We start from the raw sequence: 15,156 nt of genomic DNA, 5'->3' as shown, positions 1-15,156 counted from the left end.
AGCGAGTGACCCGCGGGGCGACATGGTCCGGAAAAAAGACAGGAAACGCTTGACCTCACCGACCCCAATCAGAGAAGCCTGCTAGTGGTGCAGCAGGCTGTCCGGCTTGCCTCTCCTCCAGATCGCCATGATGAGAGCGTCAGTGACGAGCTGGGCCGTCATCTCGGCCCTCATCGCCCAGCCGACGACACGGCTGGAGAACAGGTCAACGACGGCGGCCCCGTAGAGCCATCCTTCGGCGGTCCAGATGTAGGTGAAGTCCGGAATCCACTTCTGGTTTGGGGCCTATGCCTCGAAGGCGCGGTCGAGTAGATTGTCCAACACCGCCGCGCCGGTGTCCTTCGGCAGTCCGCGCCGGCGTGGACGTGCCCGGAGGCCGTTCTCCAGCATCAGCCGTTCGATGCGATGCAGTCCGCAGGAAAGCCCCTCTGCCAGAGCGTCGTGCCAGACGCGACGCGCGCCGTAGGTGGGATCGCTGCTCTTGAAGCTTCGGTCGATCCTGGACGCGAGGATCTCGTCATGCCGGGAGCGAACGCTGGGGCTGCGGTTGAGCCAGGCATGGAAGCCCGAGCGGGATACATCCAGCGCACTGCACAGCCATGCCACCGGCCAGATGCCCCAGTGCCTCGCGATGAAAGCAAATCTCACGTCACTTCCCTCGCGAAGTAGGCTGCGGCCTTCCTAAGAAACAGCCACCTCAGTCTCGCATGGAACAGCTTGCGAAACGAGGCCCAGCGATTTGGCGCGCCGCTTCAGATTGGCGGCCACGCGGCATCGCTGACATCTGTTTTGCGCCCAGGCACGTTCTTTGCGTAACGCGCATTGACCAGAATGACTTCGAACCCGTGCTGCTCGAGAATCTCGTAGGCCGGGATCCAATAGACCCTGGTGGATTCCATCGCGCACTGGTCACGCCGCACGCTTTGAACCAGTCCGCCAGATCATGCAGGTCTTGCGTGAATGTGCCAAACGCTCGCACTGGTGTGTCTGTGCAGGCCGGGTCGACCGCATGTGCATTCTTGATCCGATGTCGATGCCAGCGGCACCAACATTGACCGGCTTCAACTCCGGGCGGTCGCCGGTCGTCATCTTGGGCATCGCAAAGCCTCCATCAAAAATTGTAGGCGGGAGGGTCTGGGCTATGCCTATCTTCATCTTCGGGGATCGCCGTTGGAGCGGCGTCACCACTCTCAAGTTCGCATGCACCCATGGACCACGTTTTTTTACGGGGACTGCGCCTCCAATAAGCTGACGGTCGCTACCCTCCGAGGTGCGAGGGTAGCATAGGCTGTTTCTACCGCGCGCAGGCGGGCAACGGCCCGTGACAGTTTTTTAGATGTCGCGCTCCGCCTTCAGCTTGGCGACTTGTTTGCGCAGCCGGTCAATCTCCAACTGCTCCGGCTTCATCTGCCCATGACCGGGAAAGGCATGCTGCGGATCGGCCGATCGATCGCGCACCCATTTGCGCAGCACATTCTCGTGGGGATCGAGGTCGCGGGCAGCCTGCGACACCGCCACGCCCACATCCTTCACCAGCCTCACTACCTCAAGCTTGAACTCGCGGCTGAACTTCCTTCTCTGCATTCCACTCTCCAGCTCCGTTAAACACCTTATCTCGGGCGTCCACGAAACCGGCAGCAGGCCATTCTGCCTATATCCAGAAGAACGCGGTTCCGGTCTCTGGATTGCCGATTTGATCGCCAGCTCAGTCTTGAAGACGATCAGAAATACAAGTCACTGAAGCGCCATCTGGCAACCCGACACGGAATGACGCCCGATGAATACTGGGCGAGGTGGGGACTGGCGAAGGACTATCCCATGGTCGCTCCGAACTATTCGGCCGCCCGATCAGCGCTGGCAAAATCGTTAGGTTTGGGAAGGAAGGCTGCTCCGGCCAAGAAACCTATCTCAAAGCGTAAAGCGAAAGCCTGATCTCATATGCGAAACGCTCGCTCGGACCGGCGGCAACGCGGTCAGGATCAAGAACCTAGCGTGCTCCAAAACGACACCAAGCGCTAACCGTTGTCCAGTGTGGAAGATGATTGCCTTCGTGGTTTCTCCGACGCGCCGGCGCCCGGCAGACCTTCCTTTCTGGCCTTGGCAAACGCCCGGTCGCCTTCCAGGAACCCGACCAGCATAAAGGGGATCAGTTCCGCCACCGTTTCGGACTCGCCATAGGTCTCACGGTAAAGTGCGGCATAGTCGTTGAGTGCTTGGCTCAAGTCGGCGCCAACGGTGATGGTGATCTTCGAAGGTGTCCGGTCCGGAAGTTTTCCGAGTTTCAGGTTAGCCATGAAGTCCTCCTGTTCACCCCGTGTATGGCCGCAACACGAGGTCCTTGTGCACGATGACGCGCAACGGCCAACCACGGCGGACGGTGATCGTGGGTTGGACGTTCAGGTTCTTTTCAGTGATCCGTTGGCCCGCGTGACTGACGTTCTGCTGGGTGGATTCACGAGTTGCCTTGACCAAGTCGCTTTCATTTTCCCCAAAGCTCAACTCGGTACCAACCCCCAGCAATGTGGCCACCGCGGCGCCCTTGATCAACTGCCAAGTATGGAAATCTACCTTGTCCTCGAGCCCGGCATAGCCGGCCGCGTCGGTCACGGGCAGATTGTCGATTTCGGTAGATGAGCCATCCGGCATCACGATGCGTTGCCACACCAACAGAGCGCGCCTTTGCCCAAAGGCTACAACGCTGTCGTAGGTGCCGATCAGCCGTGAGCCCTGCGGGATGAGCAGGATGCTGCCGGTGACGCTGTCGTGCACATTCTCGGTGATCTGGGCGACGACAAGGCCGGGCAGATCGGAATTGATGCCGGTGATCAGGCTTGCAGCGATCACGCTGCCGGCCATGATCTGATAGGGCGAAGCCGGCGTCTGCAGTGCATGCGGGTTGTAGATCCCGCCGGTGTTCCGTTGATCGATGAAATCGAGCTTGCGCTGTTGATTGTTCTGGTCGCCCACGGGCGGCGCGACGGAAGCTCGCTGGCCTTCGGTATCTGGCTTCGGAGACGCCGTCTCGAAAGGCGAACGTCCGCCCTGCCCATTGCCAACAGCTTCCGCCTGCTGGGGCCGGTTCTCGATGCGGAAGAGGACTTGCGACTCGCGCGCCTCAATCGCTTGTTGTGCAAGCCGCTGCGCCTCGGCGGAAACGTCTTGCCCAGGTGCGATGCCAAGCTGGCGCTGGTGCTCGAGAATAGGACGGCCGAGATCCCCGGGCAGCGGCGGTCCAAGCACCGGAGCCTTCGGCTTGCTCCCGGAATAGTCCTTGGGCAGCGATTCAAGTCCCTCGGCGGTCGGCTTGCGGTCCGTGCTGTAGAGCTCTTCGGCCTGCTGTTTCAGGCGCAATGCGGGTCCCCGCAGCGCCATCACCGTGACGCCAAAAACAGCGCCGGAACCAACAGCAGCGATCGCGACGATTATGCCGCGCCTGAACCGCACCGCTCGGCGGGGCGAGGCTCGCAGCTGCAGCTGTTCGGGATTGAGCTTCGGCGGAGCATTCGGATGGGAAGTATCGGTCATGAGCCTCCCCTCACCTGCCAAAACGCGAAAACAGCGAAACCCGGCGCGGCGGTTGCCGACCGTCGGTTCTCGTAATGCGCACCACCTGCTGCTGTTTGGTGCCCAGCCTTAGCTCGGCCGCAGCAAAGAGGCGATCGACGATGTAGTAGTTGCCGCGCATGCGATAGTTGACGAGCTGGTTGTTCCCGTCGGCTCCGACGATGAAGAGCGGCGGCGCCTCACCTTGGTCGATACGGCGCGGGAATTCGATATAGACCCTGCTGCCATCATCAAAGGCGCGCGTCGGTCTCCACGGTGGCGTGTCGCCGGCGATCGAATAGCGGAAGCGGATGTTTTCGAGTGCTACGTTCGAGGCCGCGGGCATTTCAGCCTCGGCCTGAGCGTTGCGCCGCCGAAGCGCCACGAGTTGGTCTTCGCTGTAAATCCAGGAGAGCGCCGCCATGGCAGTTTTCTCAGTGCTTTGAAGCTGCAGGTGATAGGATCGCCTGTCCGTCGTGATGACCAGATTGGTGGCAAGCCCCGGCGCGAATGGCTTCACCAGCACATGAGTGCGCTGGTCATCGCCTGAGCCACTAACGGTGTCACCGATCACCCAACGGACCGTATCGCCGGCTGAGACCGAGGTCAGCTTCTCGCCCCGCTGCAATGAGATATCGGTGACGCGCTCCGGCGCGGCGTAGAGCTGGTAGAGCGCGCCGTCGGCAAAGGGGTAAACCTGCACCGCATTGACATAGCCAAACTTGGTGGGTTGTTGCGTCGCCGCCTTGTTGGCATCGGCGACCTGTTCTTCCGGCGAGCGCTTATCTGGGGCGGGCTTGCCGGGTGCGGGCATCAACTGACCAGGCAACGGTAACGGTTTCGGCACTTCCACGACCTTGACCGGCTTCTCCGGCGCCTTCTCGATCGCGGCTGGTTTGAAGTCCTCGTGGTCATAGGAAATCTGAGGCGGCGGCACTGGCTTCGAGGCACAGGCCGAAAGAACCGCAGCAGACGCCGACAGGATCAAGGCAGCACGAAGCAATGGGGCTCTATTTGTCATTGGCGGGCTCCTTAGGGGAAACGGGGGTTGGCGCGGCGCTGTCGAGCTCGCGCGACCAGTCGATGGCGTTGATGAAGACGCCGAGCGGGTTCTTGCGCAGCTGCTCGGTTGTCCTAGGCGGGCGGATGAGGATGGTGAGGATCCCGATCCAGCGCGTCGTGCTGGCGAGGCTGCCGCGCTCGAACACCTGCTCGGTCCATTTGACCTGGAACGAGCTGTCGGAAGCCCTGACCACGCTGGTCACCTGCACTGACACGCTGCGCGTGCCGATTTGGCCGAAGGGTCGTTCGCCTTGGCATATTCGTTGAGGAAGAGCGCCGCTCGGTCGGTGGCAAAGTCGTAGGCCGACAGCCAATTCTGCCGCACCAGAACCGCATCAGTGGAAACCGAACGAACATTCTGAATGAAGCGGCTGAGATGCCAGGCGATCTGGGCATCGTCGGGCTGGTAGTTTTGGACTGCCGGCGCGACCGCATGCGCCTCGCCAAAGCGGTCGACCTCGACGACATAAGGCACGACGCGGCCCAGCATCGACTGCCACAGGAGCCCACCGGAAAGCCCCGTCGTCAGAGCCAGGCAGCCAAAGGCCATGAAGCGCCAGTTCTTGGCCTGGACGCGCGCCGCGCCGATGCGCTCATCCCAGAGTTGGCTGGCCTTCTGGTAGGGTGTTACGGGTTCGGGCGTCTTTCCATAACGCTGAACGGGTCGCTTGAAGAGCATCTAGTCTTCCTTGTCATTGAGGGAGGGATTGGCGCCGCTTCCGCCCCGATCTCCATCGCGCACCGCCTGCGTGGCAGCATTGCGATGGGCGCGTGCGGTCTGTTCGGAACGCAGACGCCTTGCCCAGGCAGGCGCGGCCGCGGGAGCTATAACTGGAGAGCTTCCGCTCATCGATCTGGTCGGCATGCCGCCGGTCGCGGCCCAGCCGGCATCGCGACCGGCGTCGGCACTACGGCGGAATGGTTCTGCTGCGGATCGCATTCCCCGCATCGCGGCGCCGCTAGCGGCACTCGCAACCCCCTGCAGCCCAGCAGCTACCCCGGACAGCCCGGACTCGGGCGATGTCGCGCGCCCCGTTTGCCAAGCGACGGTGGCAGCGGACCCCATGGCGGCGCCGGCACGGACTGCGGCGAGGCCGCCGCCTGTTGCCATGCGCGCGCCGGCTAACGCAGCGCCTCCGGCAACGAGCGTTGATCCAGCTGCGGCCGCCGTTGTTCCAAGTGCCGCGCCGGCGCCAAGCTGCGGCGCGCCGGAAACAAGACCCGAGGCAATCCCGGGGCCGAAAATGCCGAGCCCAAGCAGCGCCAGCGCACCCAGCACCTGAGACATGGCCGCCGCCAGGTCCGGCTCCTGGCCCTGCAGGGCGGAAGCGAACTCGCCAAAGAGCGTGGAGCCGATGCCGACGATGACGGCAAGCACCATCACCTTGATGCCCGACGAAATCACATTGCCGAGCACGCGCTCGGCCAGAAACGCCGAGCGGTTCCAGAGCGCGAAGGGCACCAGGACGAAGCCGGCCAGCGTGGTGAGCTTGAACTCGAGGATGGTGATGAAGAGCTGGATGGAAAGAATGAAGAAGGCGATGAGGACCAGGAACCAGGCCAGAAGCAGCACGAAGATGGTGAGCGCGTTACCGAAGATCTCGGGGAAGCCTACTAGCTGGCTCGCTTGATTGAGGAGCGGCCAGGCGCCCTCGAAGCCGGCCGCGGCAATGCGGCCTGGCCGTAGGAGACTGTCGGCGGGCAGGTTGCCGGCCGATGCGTTTATGCCGAGACCGGCAAAGGAGCGGTAAATTATGTCGGCGAGGTTCTTGAAATTGTTCAGGACGAAGGCGAAGGCGCCGACATAGAGCACTTTGCGAACAAGCCGGCCAAGAATGTTGGGCTCGCCGCCGAACGCCCAGACCAAGCCCGCGAGCGTGATGTCAATGCCGATCAGAATGGTGGTGAGAAAGGCGACGTCGCCCGAAAGCAGACCGAACCCACTGTCAATGTAGCGGGTAAAGGTCTCCATGAAGCGATCGATGACTCCGAGGTCGTTCATGTCGCCGCCTTCCTCGTTGTCTTGAAGAACTGCCGCTCAGTTGCCGGGATAAGCCGTGCCGGTGCCCAGGAAACGCTTCGTCGTCTCGCGAGCGGCTTCCTCAGACTGCGCCTTGCGCGCCGCATCCTCGGCCTCGGCCCGGAACTGGGTCGCAAGCAGCGTCTGGATCTGTATCTGCTGCTTGGTCGAAAGCGCGATCAGCTGATTGGTAGCCTGGCTTGCCTCGAGGGCACCTGCCGCGCCCTGGCTGCGATTGACGAGATCGGTAAGCAGGTCGCCATCGGCCTGCACGTTCTCGACGATCTGCGACTGCGCGCTCATGGTCTGGCGGAACGCCTGCATGGCGCTCTGCCAGCGCTCGCGCGCGGCGCCCGCCACATCGCTGACCTTGATGGTGGCGTCGTAGCTTTCCGGATATTGCTGGCGCCACTGGTCCTGCAGCTTGTCGAGATCGAAGCTCAGGCCGCTCGCCTGGGTCATCAGACCGTCAATCCGTTGGAGCGAGCCGGTAAGCTGGCCCACGGAAGAGAAATCCAGGCGCTGAAGGTTGCGCGCCATGTTCTGCAGCATGGTCGCCTGGTTCTGAAGCGACTGGATTTGGTTGTTGATCTGCTCCAATGCGCGTGCTGCCGACAGCACATTCTGCGTATAGTTGGACGGGTCAAACACGATGAGCGCATAGGCCGGCTGGACGTAGTCAGCCATCGGTTTGGCGATCAGGGAAACGGTGACCAGGCTAGTAAAAAGGCGGCGTCCGATCATGACGATTGCTCCTTGTTAGGTTGAGGAAATTGCTGGAGAAGCTCGGCAGCCCAATCCAGGCCGCGCGCACTGAAGAAACGGGCGGCAAAGCTGCCCTGCCCTTCTTGGGAAAGAATATTGTCGATCAGGGTCTGCGCGGCCGGGTCGGAGGCGCCGCAAAGCGCAAGAGCGATCGGGCCTAGCCCGAGCTCGAAGAGGCGATTGCCGCGGCGCGACTGCAGATAGTAGTGGCGCTTCGGCGTGGCGCGGGCGACCAATTCGATCTGTCGCTCATTAAGACCGAAGCGCTCATAGGCTGCCCGTGCCTGCGGCTCCACCGCACGATCATTGGGGAGAAAAATGCGCTGCGGGCAGCTCTCGATGACTGCGGGTGCGATAGAAGAGCCGGCGATGTCGGCAAGCGACTGCGTCGCGAAGATGACGGAGACGTTTTTCTTACGCAGCACCTTCAGCCATTCGCGGATGCGGGCGGCAAAGAGCGGGTTGTCGAGATAGACCCAGGCCTCGTCGAGCATGAGCAGCGTCGGCCGCCCGTCAAACCGGTCCTCAAGACGATGGAACAGATAGGTGAGCACAGGCAGCACAGCGCCTTGGCTGTGCATCAGCTCCTGGGTCTCGAAACACTGGACATCCGAGATGGCCAGCCGGTCGTCATCGGCATCGAGCAGCCGGCCGAATGGACCGTCGAGCGTGTAGGGCATCAACGCCGATTTGAGCGCATTGGACTGAAGCAGGACCGACAGGCCAGTCAGCGTGCGTTCCTGCGCCGGCGCGGTGGCGAGGCTGGTGAGCGCCGACCAGATTGCCTCCTTCACCTCCGGGGTGACGGTGACATTCTCGTGGGCAATGAGGCCGGCGATCCATTCGGCCGCCCAGCTCTGTGTGGCCGGGTCGTCGATGTGGCGCAGCGGCTGGAAACCAAGCGCACCATTCGCACCCAACGCATGGTGGTCGCCGCCCATGGCAAGCGCGGCGGCGCGGGCCGAATTGCCTTTGTCGAAGACATAGATTTGCGCGCCAGCGTAGCGCCGGAACTGCAAAGCGATCAGGGCAAGCAGAACCGACTTGCCGGCACCGGTCGGCCCGACAATCAGCATGTGGCCGACATCGCCGATATGGGTCGAAAGCCGAAACGGCGTCGAGCCGCTGGTTTCGGCGAAAAGAAGCGGCGGAGCGTAATCGCCGGTGACCTCGGCAAGGTGCTCGTTCTCCGCTGGACCTGCCCACACGGACGACAGCGGCACGAGATGGGCAAGGTTAAGCGTGTGAACGAGCGGCTGGCGAACGTTGGCGTAGACATGACCCGGCAATGAACCAAGCCACGCTTCGACGGCATTGATGCTTTCGCGAATGGTGGTGAAGCCGAGCCCGTTGACGATCCGCTCGACGGCGCGAAGCTTTTCCGCGGCGGCTTTACGGTTCTGATCCCACACCGTCACCGTCGTGGTGAGATAGCCGAAGCCGACATGATCGCCGCCCAATGCCTGCAGTGCTGCATCGGCATCGAGCGCCTTGTTGTCGGCGTCACTGTCGACGAGCGGAACGGGTTCGTTGGTCACCACCTCGCGCAGAATAGCCGCGATCGATTTGCGCTTGGCAAACCACTGCCGGCGGAGCCGAGTCAGCGTCTTCGTGGCTTCCGCCTTGTCGAGTGGAATGAAGCGCGTCACCCAGCGATAGGCGAAATCCTGGTTATTGAGCGCATCAAGGATTCCTGGCCGGGTGACGTTCGGAAAGCCGAGAACTGTGAGCGTGCGCAGATGCTGCTCGCCCAGCATCGGCTCTAGGCCGCCGGTCAGCGGCGCGTCAACCAGGACGCCGTCGAGATACATTGGCGTTTCCGGCACGGCGACCGGATGACGGCGTGTCGAGATCGTGCCGTGCAGGTACGTCAGGGTCTCGGCATCGTCGAGCGCGCGCACCTCGGGCACGAAGCCCGAAAGAAGATCGAGAACGCGGTCAGTCTCGTCTCGGAACCGGGCAAGCTCCTGGCGCCAGTCTCTTTCCCCTCCCAAGTCATGCGAGTCGACGAGAGCACTTTCCGCGCGCGCTTGGCCATCGGGCCCAGGCATGAAGACCAAGGTCAGATGATAGATGCTCTCGAAATGCGCGACCTTGCCCTCGAAGGCCGCGCGCCGTTCCTGATCGATCAGCCATGAGGCAGCATCGGGAAGCGCCGAGCTCGGATAGCCCAGCGCTTCGCTGCGCTCGGCCTCGAAGAATAATGCCCAGCCGGAGCCGAGCCTTTTCAGCGCATTGTTTGCCCGCGCGCATATGCCGATAAGTTCGGCCTCCGTCGCGCTTTCAAGGTCGGGGCCACGAAACCGCAATGTCCGCTGGGAGCTGCCATCCTTGTTGAGCACGATGCCGGGCGCGACGAGTGCTGCCCACGGCAGATGGTCGGCAAGCCGGTCGGCTTTGCCGCGGTATTCGGAAAGCTTCAGCATGCAAGCCAGCCCTTTTGACGAAGATGACGGACAAGCACGCTGGCAAAATCCGGATCACGCCGTGCGGCAAAGACCGCGAGCGTGTGGCCGGCGATCCAGAGGATCAGACCGGCAATCCACTGCTGCAGGCCTAGGCCGATGGCCGCGGCCACCGTGCCATTGAGGATCGCCACCGCCCGCGGCGCGCCGCCGAGCAGGATCGGCTCGGTGAGCGCCCGATGGACCAGAACCTCGAAGCCTTCGATATGCTGCTCTCCGGTGCTCATCAGACGACTGCCCCGCCGCCAAAGGAGAAGAAGGAAAGAAAGAAGCTCGAGGCCGCGAAGGCGATCGACAGGCCGAAGACGATCTGGATCAGCCGGCGGAAACCGCCCGCCGTGTCGCCGAAGGCAAGGGTCAGGCCGGTGGTGATGATGATGATCACCGCGATGATCTTGGCGACCGGCCCCTGCACCGATTCCAGAATCTGCTGCAGCGGCTGTTCCCACGGCATGCCGGAGCCGGCAGCGTGGGCCTGGGCCGTGAGAAGAAGCGCGACGGCGGCGAACGAAAGAAAGCGAAGCTTCTTGCGCATGAGGTGACCTTTCAGAGCTGCTGGAGTTGCGGAAGTGTGAGCGGGGTGACGGCGTAATCGCCGCTGCCGTCGAGACCCGTGACCTCGGCGATCGCGTCAACGCGGCGCGCGGGTCCTCTTCCGGCAATAAAGATGACCAAGTCGACGGCATCGGCGATCAGCCGGCGGGGAACGGTGACAACGGCTTCCTGGGCGAGCTGCTCAATACGATAGAGTGCGGAGCGTGCCGAATTGGCGTGAACCGTGGCAATGCCGCCGGGATGTCCGGTGTTCCATGCCTTCAGCATGTCGAGGGCTTCCGCGCCCCGCACTTCGCCGACGATGATGCGGTCGGGTCTAAGTCGCAGCGTCGAGCGCACGAGATCACCAAGCGTGACCGACCCCGCCTCGTCCTCAAGGCAACACAGTCCTCGGCTGCGCATTGCAGCTCGCGGGTGTCCTCAATTAGGATCACCCGCTCATCGCATTCGGCGACTTCTGCCAACAGCGCATTCGCAAGCGTGGTCTTGCCCGACGACGTGCCGCCGGCGACCAGGATGTTGCGCCGCTCACGGACCGCCTTCCTCAGCGCATCGGCCTGCAGCGGGAGGATGATGCGATCGGCGACATAGTTGGCCAGCGTGTAGAGTTTTGCTGCCGGCTTGCGGATGGCAAAGCATGGCGCCAAGACGATTGGCGGTAACAGGCCCTCGAAACGCTCGCCTGAGGGTAGTTCGGCGCTGACGATTGGGTTGTCCGCATGCGCCTCGGCGCGCACGTGAGAGGCAACGAGGCGGACGATGCGTTCGGCCTCGGATGGATACATATGCACGCCGGTATCGACCCGGCCTTCTCCCAACCGGTCGAGCCGCAGCGCGCCGTCGGGGTTGACCATCACCTCGATGACGGTCGGATCGGCAAGGGCCTCGGTGATCGCGGGGCCCATGGCTGTGCGCAGCATGGCGCGGCGGCGGTGGTCGGCTGCGGGATGAGAGCTCATCCTTCGCCTCCATTGCCATTGCCATTGCCATTGCCGTTGCCAAGCGAGCGCTTCCCGGAGGCGATCTGGCGACCGACCTGCTCGACGAATTTGTCAAAGCGCTCTTGGGCAATCGCCTGTGTCGCCCGATCCGGGACCGGCGTGTGGGAATGAAGCGTAATCGAAAAGCGTATGAAGAGTGCGAGGCTCTCCAGGATCACCTCGATATCGGTTCGGATATGGTCGAGGTCGCGGGAAAGACGGTCGAGCCGCCTGCCATAACGATTGTCGAGTTCGTTCTCGCCACGCCGCTCGATGAAGGCCTCGACCGCTTTCGCGACGATCGCCGATTTTGTGGTCGACGGGTTGCGACTGAGCGTTTCCAGCTTCTCGCTTAACGCGGGTTCGAGCAGAAACTGGTGGCGGATGCGATGGGGCTTCATGGGGCTCGTTCCGACTGGCCGGCGCTGATGCGCCGGCGGCGGGAACGAACATCGCCGATATCTGAAAAATCGCTTATGGGCGTTATCTACGCTGAGATACGCCTGAGCTGCGAAAGCGCTTAGAAGCCGGGGATGATGTCCTTGTCGTCGCCCCTTCCTTCGTTGATACCGTAGGCGCTGGCTGCGGTGGAAACCCGGTCCATGACGCGCTTGTCTGCGAGTGCCTCGGCGTCATCGTCCGCCAGATTGAAGAGGTCGTCTTGATCAGGGTCCTGAGAGACGACGACGTGGTCTTCAGGCAGGCCGGGATGACGCTGCTGTTGCACGCCGCCGTCTTCTTCGATTGCCGCGCCGGCGTTTTCGTCATCTGCAGCCAGACGGCGGTCAACACTGCGGACTAGTCCGCTCCAATCGTCGGGGCGCGACGCAGGACAGTCCGCGTACAGACCGTCGCGCAACACCGGCGCCGGCAGCACCCGTTCGGTGAAATTCTGGTCCTCGTAGTAGCGGAGCTTGTTCGCACGGATCGGCGGCAATCCTGATATCAGCACCAGCTCGTCCGAAGGCGGCAATTGCATCACCTCGCCTGGTGTCAACAGCGGTCGCGCAGTTTCCTGGCGGCTCACCATGACGTGCGAAAGCCAAGGTGCCAGCCGATGGCCGGCATAGTTGCGCATGGATCTGAGTTCCGTCGCTGTACCGAGCGCGTCCGAGATGCGTTTGGCCGTGCGCTCGTCATTGGAAGAAAAGGAAATCCGCACATGGCAATTGTCGAGAATGGCGTTGTTCTCGCCATAGGCCTTGGAGATCTGGTTCAAGGATTGAGCGATCAGATAGGCGCGGATGCCGTAGCCTGCCATGAAGGCAAGCGCGGTCTCGAAGAAATCGAGGCGTCCGAGCGCCGGGAATTCGTCGAGCATCATGAGGAGTTGGTGCCTGCGGCTCTTCTTCGGGTCACCCTCCAGGCGCTCAGTCAGCCTGCGGCCGATTTGATTGAGCACCAGTCTCACCAGCGGCTTGGTGCGCGAGATGTCCGACGGCGGCACGACCAGATAGAGCGACATCGGCCGCTCGGCATCCATCAGGTCCGCAATGCGCCAGTCGCAGGTCGATGTTGCCGCGGCCACTGTCGGATCACGATAGAGCCCGAGAAACGACATCGCGGTCGAGAGCACGCCAGAACGCTCATTTTCCGACTTGTTCAGCACCTCGCGCGCTGCGGAGGCCACGACCGGATGGACCTGGGGCTTGTCCGCCGTGCCGAGGTGATTGGTCGTCATCATCCGCTGCAGCGTCGCGGCAAAGGAGCGTTGCGGATCCGACAGGAAGGTGGCGACGCGGGCGAGCGTCTTTTCCTCTTCGGCATAGAGCACGTGCAAGATGGCGCCGACCAAGAGTGAGTGACTGGTCTTCTCCCAATGATTGCGCCGCTCGAGCGCACCTTCCGGATCCACCAAGACATCAGCGATGTTCTGGACATCGCGGACCTCGTTCACTTCTTTGCGCACCTCAAGTAGCGGATTGTAGCGTGCTGACCTCGGATCGGTCGGATTGAACAAAAAACAGTACGAGAACTTCGACCGCCAGCCGGCGGTCAGCTGCCAGTTCTCACCTTTGATGTCGTGAATGACGGCCGAGCCGGTCCAGGAAAGAAGCGTCGGAACAACCAGTCCAACACCCTTGCCCGAGCGCGTGGGAGCAAAGGCCATTACGTGCTCCGGCCCGTCATGGCGAAGATAGCGGTCCTTCAGCTTGCCAAGGAAAACACCGGCTGGTCGAAACAGCCCTGCCTTCTCGATCTCCCAAGACACGGCCCATCGCGACGAGCCATAAGTGGTGACTAGGCCGCGCTGCCGCGCACGCCAGAGGGAGCCAGCGATGGCGGCCGCGCAGCCCATGAAGCCTGTGGTGGCCGCAAGCATCCCGGCCGTGTCGAAGACCTCGGGCGCGTATGCGTCGAAATGGAACCACCACTCGAACAGTTGCCACGGCTTGTAGATCGGCCATCCGGCTGCGACGAACCATGGGGGTCCGAGTTGCGGCTGATAATCTAAAGTTTGGGCGCACCATTGAGTCGCTGTCCATACGCCGAGAATGACGATGGCGAACACAACGACTATCTGACCGACAAGGAGCTTCGTCGGTGTCATGGGCGGAGCCTCCGAGTTTTGTTAAACGGAAGCAGGATGGCGTGACGTTTCAGAATAATGAAGATACCCAATATACGCGCCCGTGCGATGCAGTGAACGTTGCAGGCTTGGAAGATTGGGGGCGCCAAGAAATGTCATCGCGAAGGCACGAGCGAATGACTTGTATTAGGCCGTTGAACGAACCCGCTGCGCGGGATGGGCGCCCGCGGTTGAGGTAGAGATCAAGAACCGGTCGTTGCGCCTGCGTTGAGCGGGGTTCGGCAGGGGCAGAGCATCACAGGCTTCTTCAACAAGGAGCCTGACCATGCCCTATCCTGTTCTTGATGCACCTATCAGTCCACTGCGTCAGCGGCTGATCGACGACATGAACATGCGGCGTTTCTCACAGGAGACTCAGCGCAACTATCTCCGCGACATCGGACGCCTAGCGACGTTCCTCGGGCGTTCACCAGACACCGCGACCACTGACGACCTGCGCCGGTTCCAGATCGAGCAGCAGGACGACGGTGTTCCCGTGCCAACGATGAACAGCATCGTGTCGGCGCTGCGCTTCTTCTTCACGCATACGGTCGATCGTCCCGATCTGGCGCGCAAGCTCGTTCGTCTGGCGCACCCGCGCAAGCTACCGGTGGTGCTGAGCCGCGACGAGGTCGCCCGGCTGCTCAACGCCACCACCTGCCTCAAGCACCAGGCCGCACTGTCGGTCGCTTATGGCGCAGGCCTGCGCGTGGCGGAGGTGTCGACGCTGAAGGTTGCTGACATCGACAGCGAGCGCATGCTGTTGCGCGTCGAGCGCGGCAAGGGCGGGCGATACCGCAACGCCATGCTGTCGCAAGACCTGCTCTTGTTGCTGCGCCAGTGGTGGAAGGTCGGACGCCAGCAGGGCGTGATGCATCGAGACGGCTGGCTGTTTCCTGGGCAGCATGCGATGAAGCCCATCAGCACCCGCCAGCTCTATCGCGTGGTCGTCGAGGCAGCGCAGGCGGCCGACATCGCCAAGCGGGTCGGGCCGCACACGCTGCGTCACAGCTTCGCAACCCACCTGCTGGAGGACGGCACCGACATCCGGATCATCCAGGTCCTGCTCGGGCACGCCAAGCTGAATAGCACCGCCTTCTATACCAAGGTTGCAACCCGCACGGTGCGCACCGTCACGAGCCCGCTCGACAAGCTTGGCCTGTTCAAGCCGGAAGAGATCTCACCCGACGGCTGAGC

General features: G+C 62.4%; 11 protein-coding genes and 6 pseudogenes. 2 read left to right on the top strand and 15 right to left on the bottom strand.

Annotated elements, in window-relative coordinates:
• Window positions 1-84 precede the first annotated feature (84 nt).
• The 3 pseudogenes from NKI20_RS19870 to NKI20_RS19860 all read right to left on the bottom strand — a co-directional run.
• Window positions 85-681, bottom strand: a pseudogene (locus tag NKI20_RS19870) (IS3 family transposase); the annotation flags it as partial.
• 83 nt (window positions 682-764) lie between these two features.
• Window positions 765-911 (bottom strand): annotated as a pseudogene (locus NKI20_RS19865) (IS110 family transposase); the annotation flags it as partial.
• Between the two features lie 424 nt (window positions 912-1,335).
• Window positions 1,336-1,584 (bottom strand): annotated as a pseudogene (locus NKI20_RS19860) (transposase); the annotation flags it as partial.
• Window positions 1,585-1,695: 111 nt separating this feature from the next.
• On the opposite strand from NKI20_RS19860, the pseudogene NKI20_RS19855 reads away from it, so the two are divergent.
• A pseudogene (locus tag NKI20_RS19855) lies at window positions 1,696-1,932 on the top strand (MucR family transcriptional regulator); the annotation flags it as partial.
• 83 nt (window positions 1,933-2,015) lie between these two features.
• On the opposite strand, the gene NKI20_RS19850 reads toward NKI20_RS19855, so the two are convergent.
• From NKI20_RS19850 to NKI20_RS19795, 12 genes and pseudogenes are all read right to left on the bottom strand, one after another.
• On the bottom strand, window positions 2,016-2,294 hold the full coding sequence (locus NKI20_RS19850; RefSeq protein ID WP_023689356.1) for a DUF2274 domain-containing protein: 279 nt from the start codon (window positions 2,292-2,294) through the stop codon (window positions 2,016-2,018).
• Window positions 2,295-2,307: 13 nt separating this feature from the next.
• Window positions 2,308-3,525, bottom strand: coding sequence for a TraB/TrbI/VirB10 family type IV secretion system protein (locus NKI20_RS19845; RefSeq protein WP_352833326.1), 1,218 nt, complete (start codon window positions 3,523-3,525; stop codon window positions 2,308-2,310).
• A gap of 10 nt (window positions 3,526-3,535) precedes the next feature.
• Window positions 3,536-4,564, bottom strand: coding sequence for a P-type conjugative transfer protein TrbG (trbG, locus tag NKI20_RS19840; RefSeq protein ID WP_352833323.1), 1,029 nt, complete (start codon window positions 4,562-4,564; stop codon window positions 3,536-3,538).
• Window positions 4,554-5,284: pseudogene (trbF, locus tag NKI20_RS19835) on the bottom strand (conjugal transfer protein TrbF). The gene trbG and the pseudogene trbF overlap by 11 nt, the downstream one beginning before the upstream one ends.
• Window positions 5,285-6,607 (bottom strand): P-type conjugative transfer protein TrbL, encoded by a 1,323-nt coding sequence (trbL, locus tag NKI20_RS19830; RefSeq protein WP_352833320.1) that lies wholly within the window; start codon window positions 6,605-6,607, stop codon window positions 5,285-5,287.
• Between the two features lie 36 nt (window positions 6,608-6,643).
• Window positions 6,644-7,369, bottom strand: coding sequence for a P-type conjugative transfer protein TrbJ (gene trbJ, locus NKI20_RS19825; protein ID WP_352833317.1), 726 nt, complete (start codon window positions 7,367-7,369; stop codon window positions 6,644-6,646).
• On the bottom strand, window positions 7,366-9,816 hold the full coding sequence (trbE, locus tag NKI20_RS19820; RefSeq protein WP_352833313.1) for a conjugal transfer protein TrbE: 2,451 nt from the start codon (window positions 9,814-9,816) through the stop codon (window positions 7,366-7,368). Before trbE ends, trbJ begins: the two co-directional genes overlap by 4 nt.
• Entirely contained in the window at window positions 9,810-10,082 is a 273-nt protein-coding gene (locus NKI20_RS19815; RefSeq protein WP_023689361.1) for a VirB3 family type IV secretion system protein, read from the bottom strand. The genes trbE and NKI20_RS19815 overlap by 7 nt, the downstream gene beginning before the upstream one ends.
• On the bottom strand, window positions 10,082-10,390 hold the full coding sequence (locus NKI20_RS19810; protein ID WP_023689362.1) for a TrbC/VirB2 family type IV secretion system protein: 309 nt from the start codon (window positions 10,388-10,390) through the stop codon (window positions 10,082-10,084). Before NKI20_RS19810 ends, NKI20_RS19815 begins: the two co-directional genes overlap by 1 nt.
• An 11-nt stretch (window positions 10,391-10,401) precedes the next feature.
• Window positions 10,402-11,369 (bottom strand): annotated as a pseudogene (trbB, locus tag NKI20_RS19805) (P-type conjugative transfer ATPase TrbB).
• Complete coding sequence (locus NKI20_RS19800; protein ID WP_352833310.1) at window positions 11,366-11,791, bottom strand: CopG family transcriptional regulator; 426 nt, start codon at window positions 11,789-11,791, stop codon at window positions 11,366-11,368. The pseudogene trbB and the gene NKI20_RS19800 overlap by 4 nt, the downstream one beginning before the upstream one ends.
• A 119-nt stretch (window positions 11,792-11,910) precedes the next feature.
• Window positions 11,911-13,941: a conjugal transfer protein TraG gene (locus tag NKI20_RS19795; RefSeq protein WP_352833307.1), complete on the bottom strand. Its 2,031-nt coding sequence runs from the start codon at window positions 13,939-13,941 to the stop codon at window positions 11,911-11,913.
• A gap of 304 nt (window positions 13,942-14,245) precedes the next feature.
• On the opposite strand from NKI20_RS19795, the gene NKI20_RS19790 reads away from it, so the two are divergent.
• Entirely contained in the window at window positions 14,246-15,154 is a 909-nt protein-coding gene (locus NKI20_RS19790; RefSeq protein WP_352735048.1) for a tyrosine-type recombinase/integrase, read from the top strand.
• The last annotated feature ends 2 nt before the right edge of the window (window positions 15,155-15,156 follow it).

The organism is Mesorhizobium sp. M0830, assembly GCF_040319965.1.
Classification (GTDB): domain Bacteria; phylum Pseudomonadota; class Alphaproteobacteria; order Rhizobiales; family Rhizobiaceae; genus Mesorhizobium.
The sequence above is the reverse complement of the archived record's forward strand: the minus strand, read 5'-3'. Positions and strand labels throughout refer to the sequence as shown.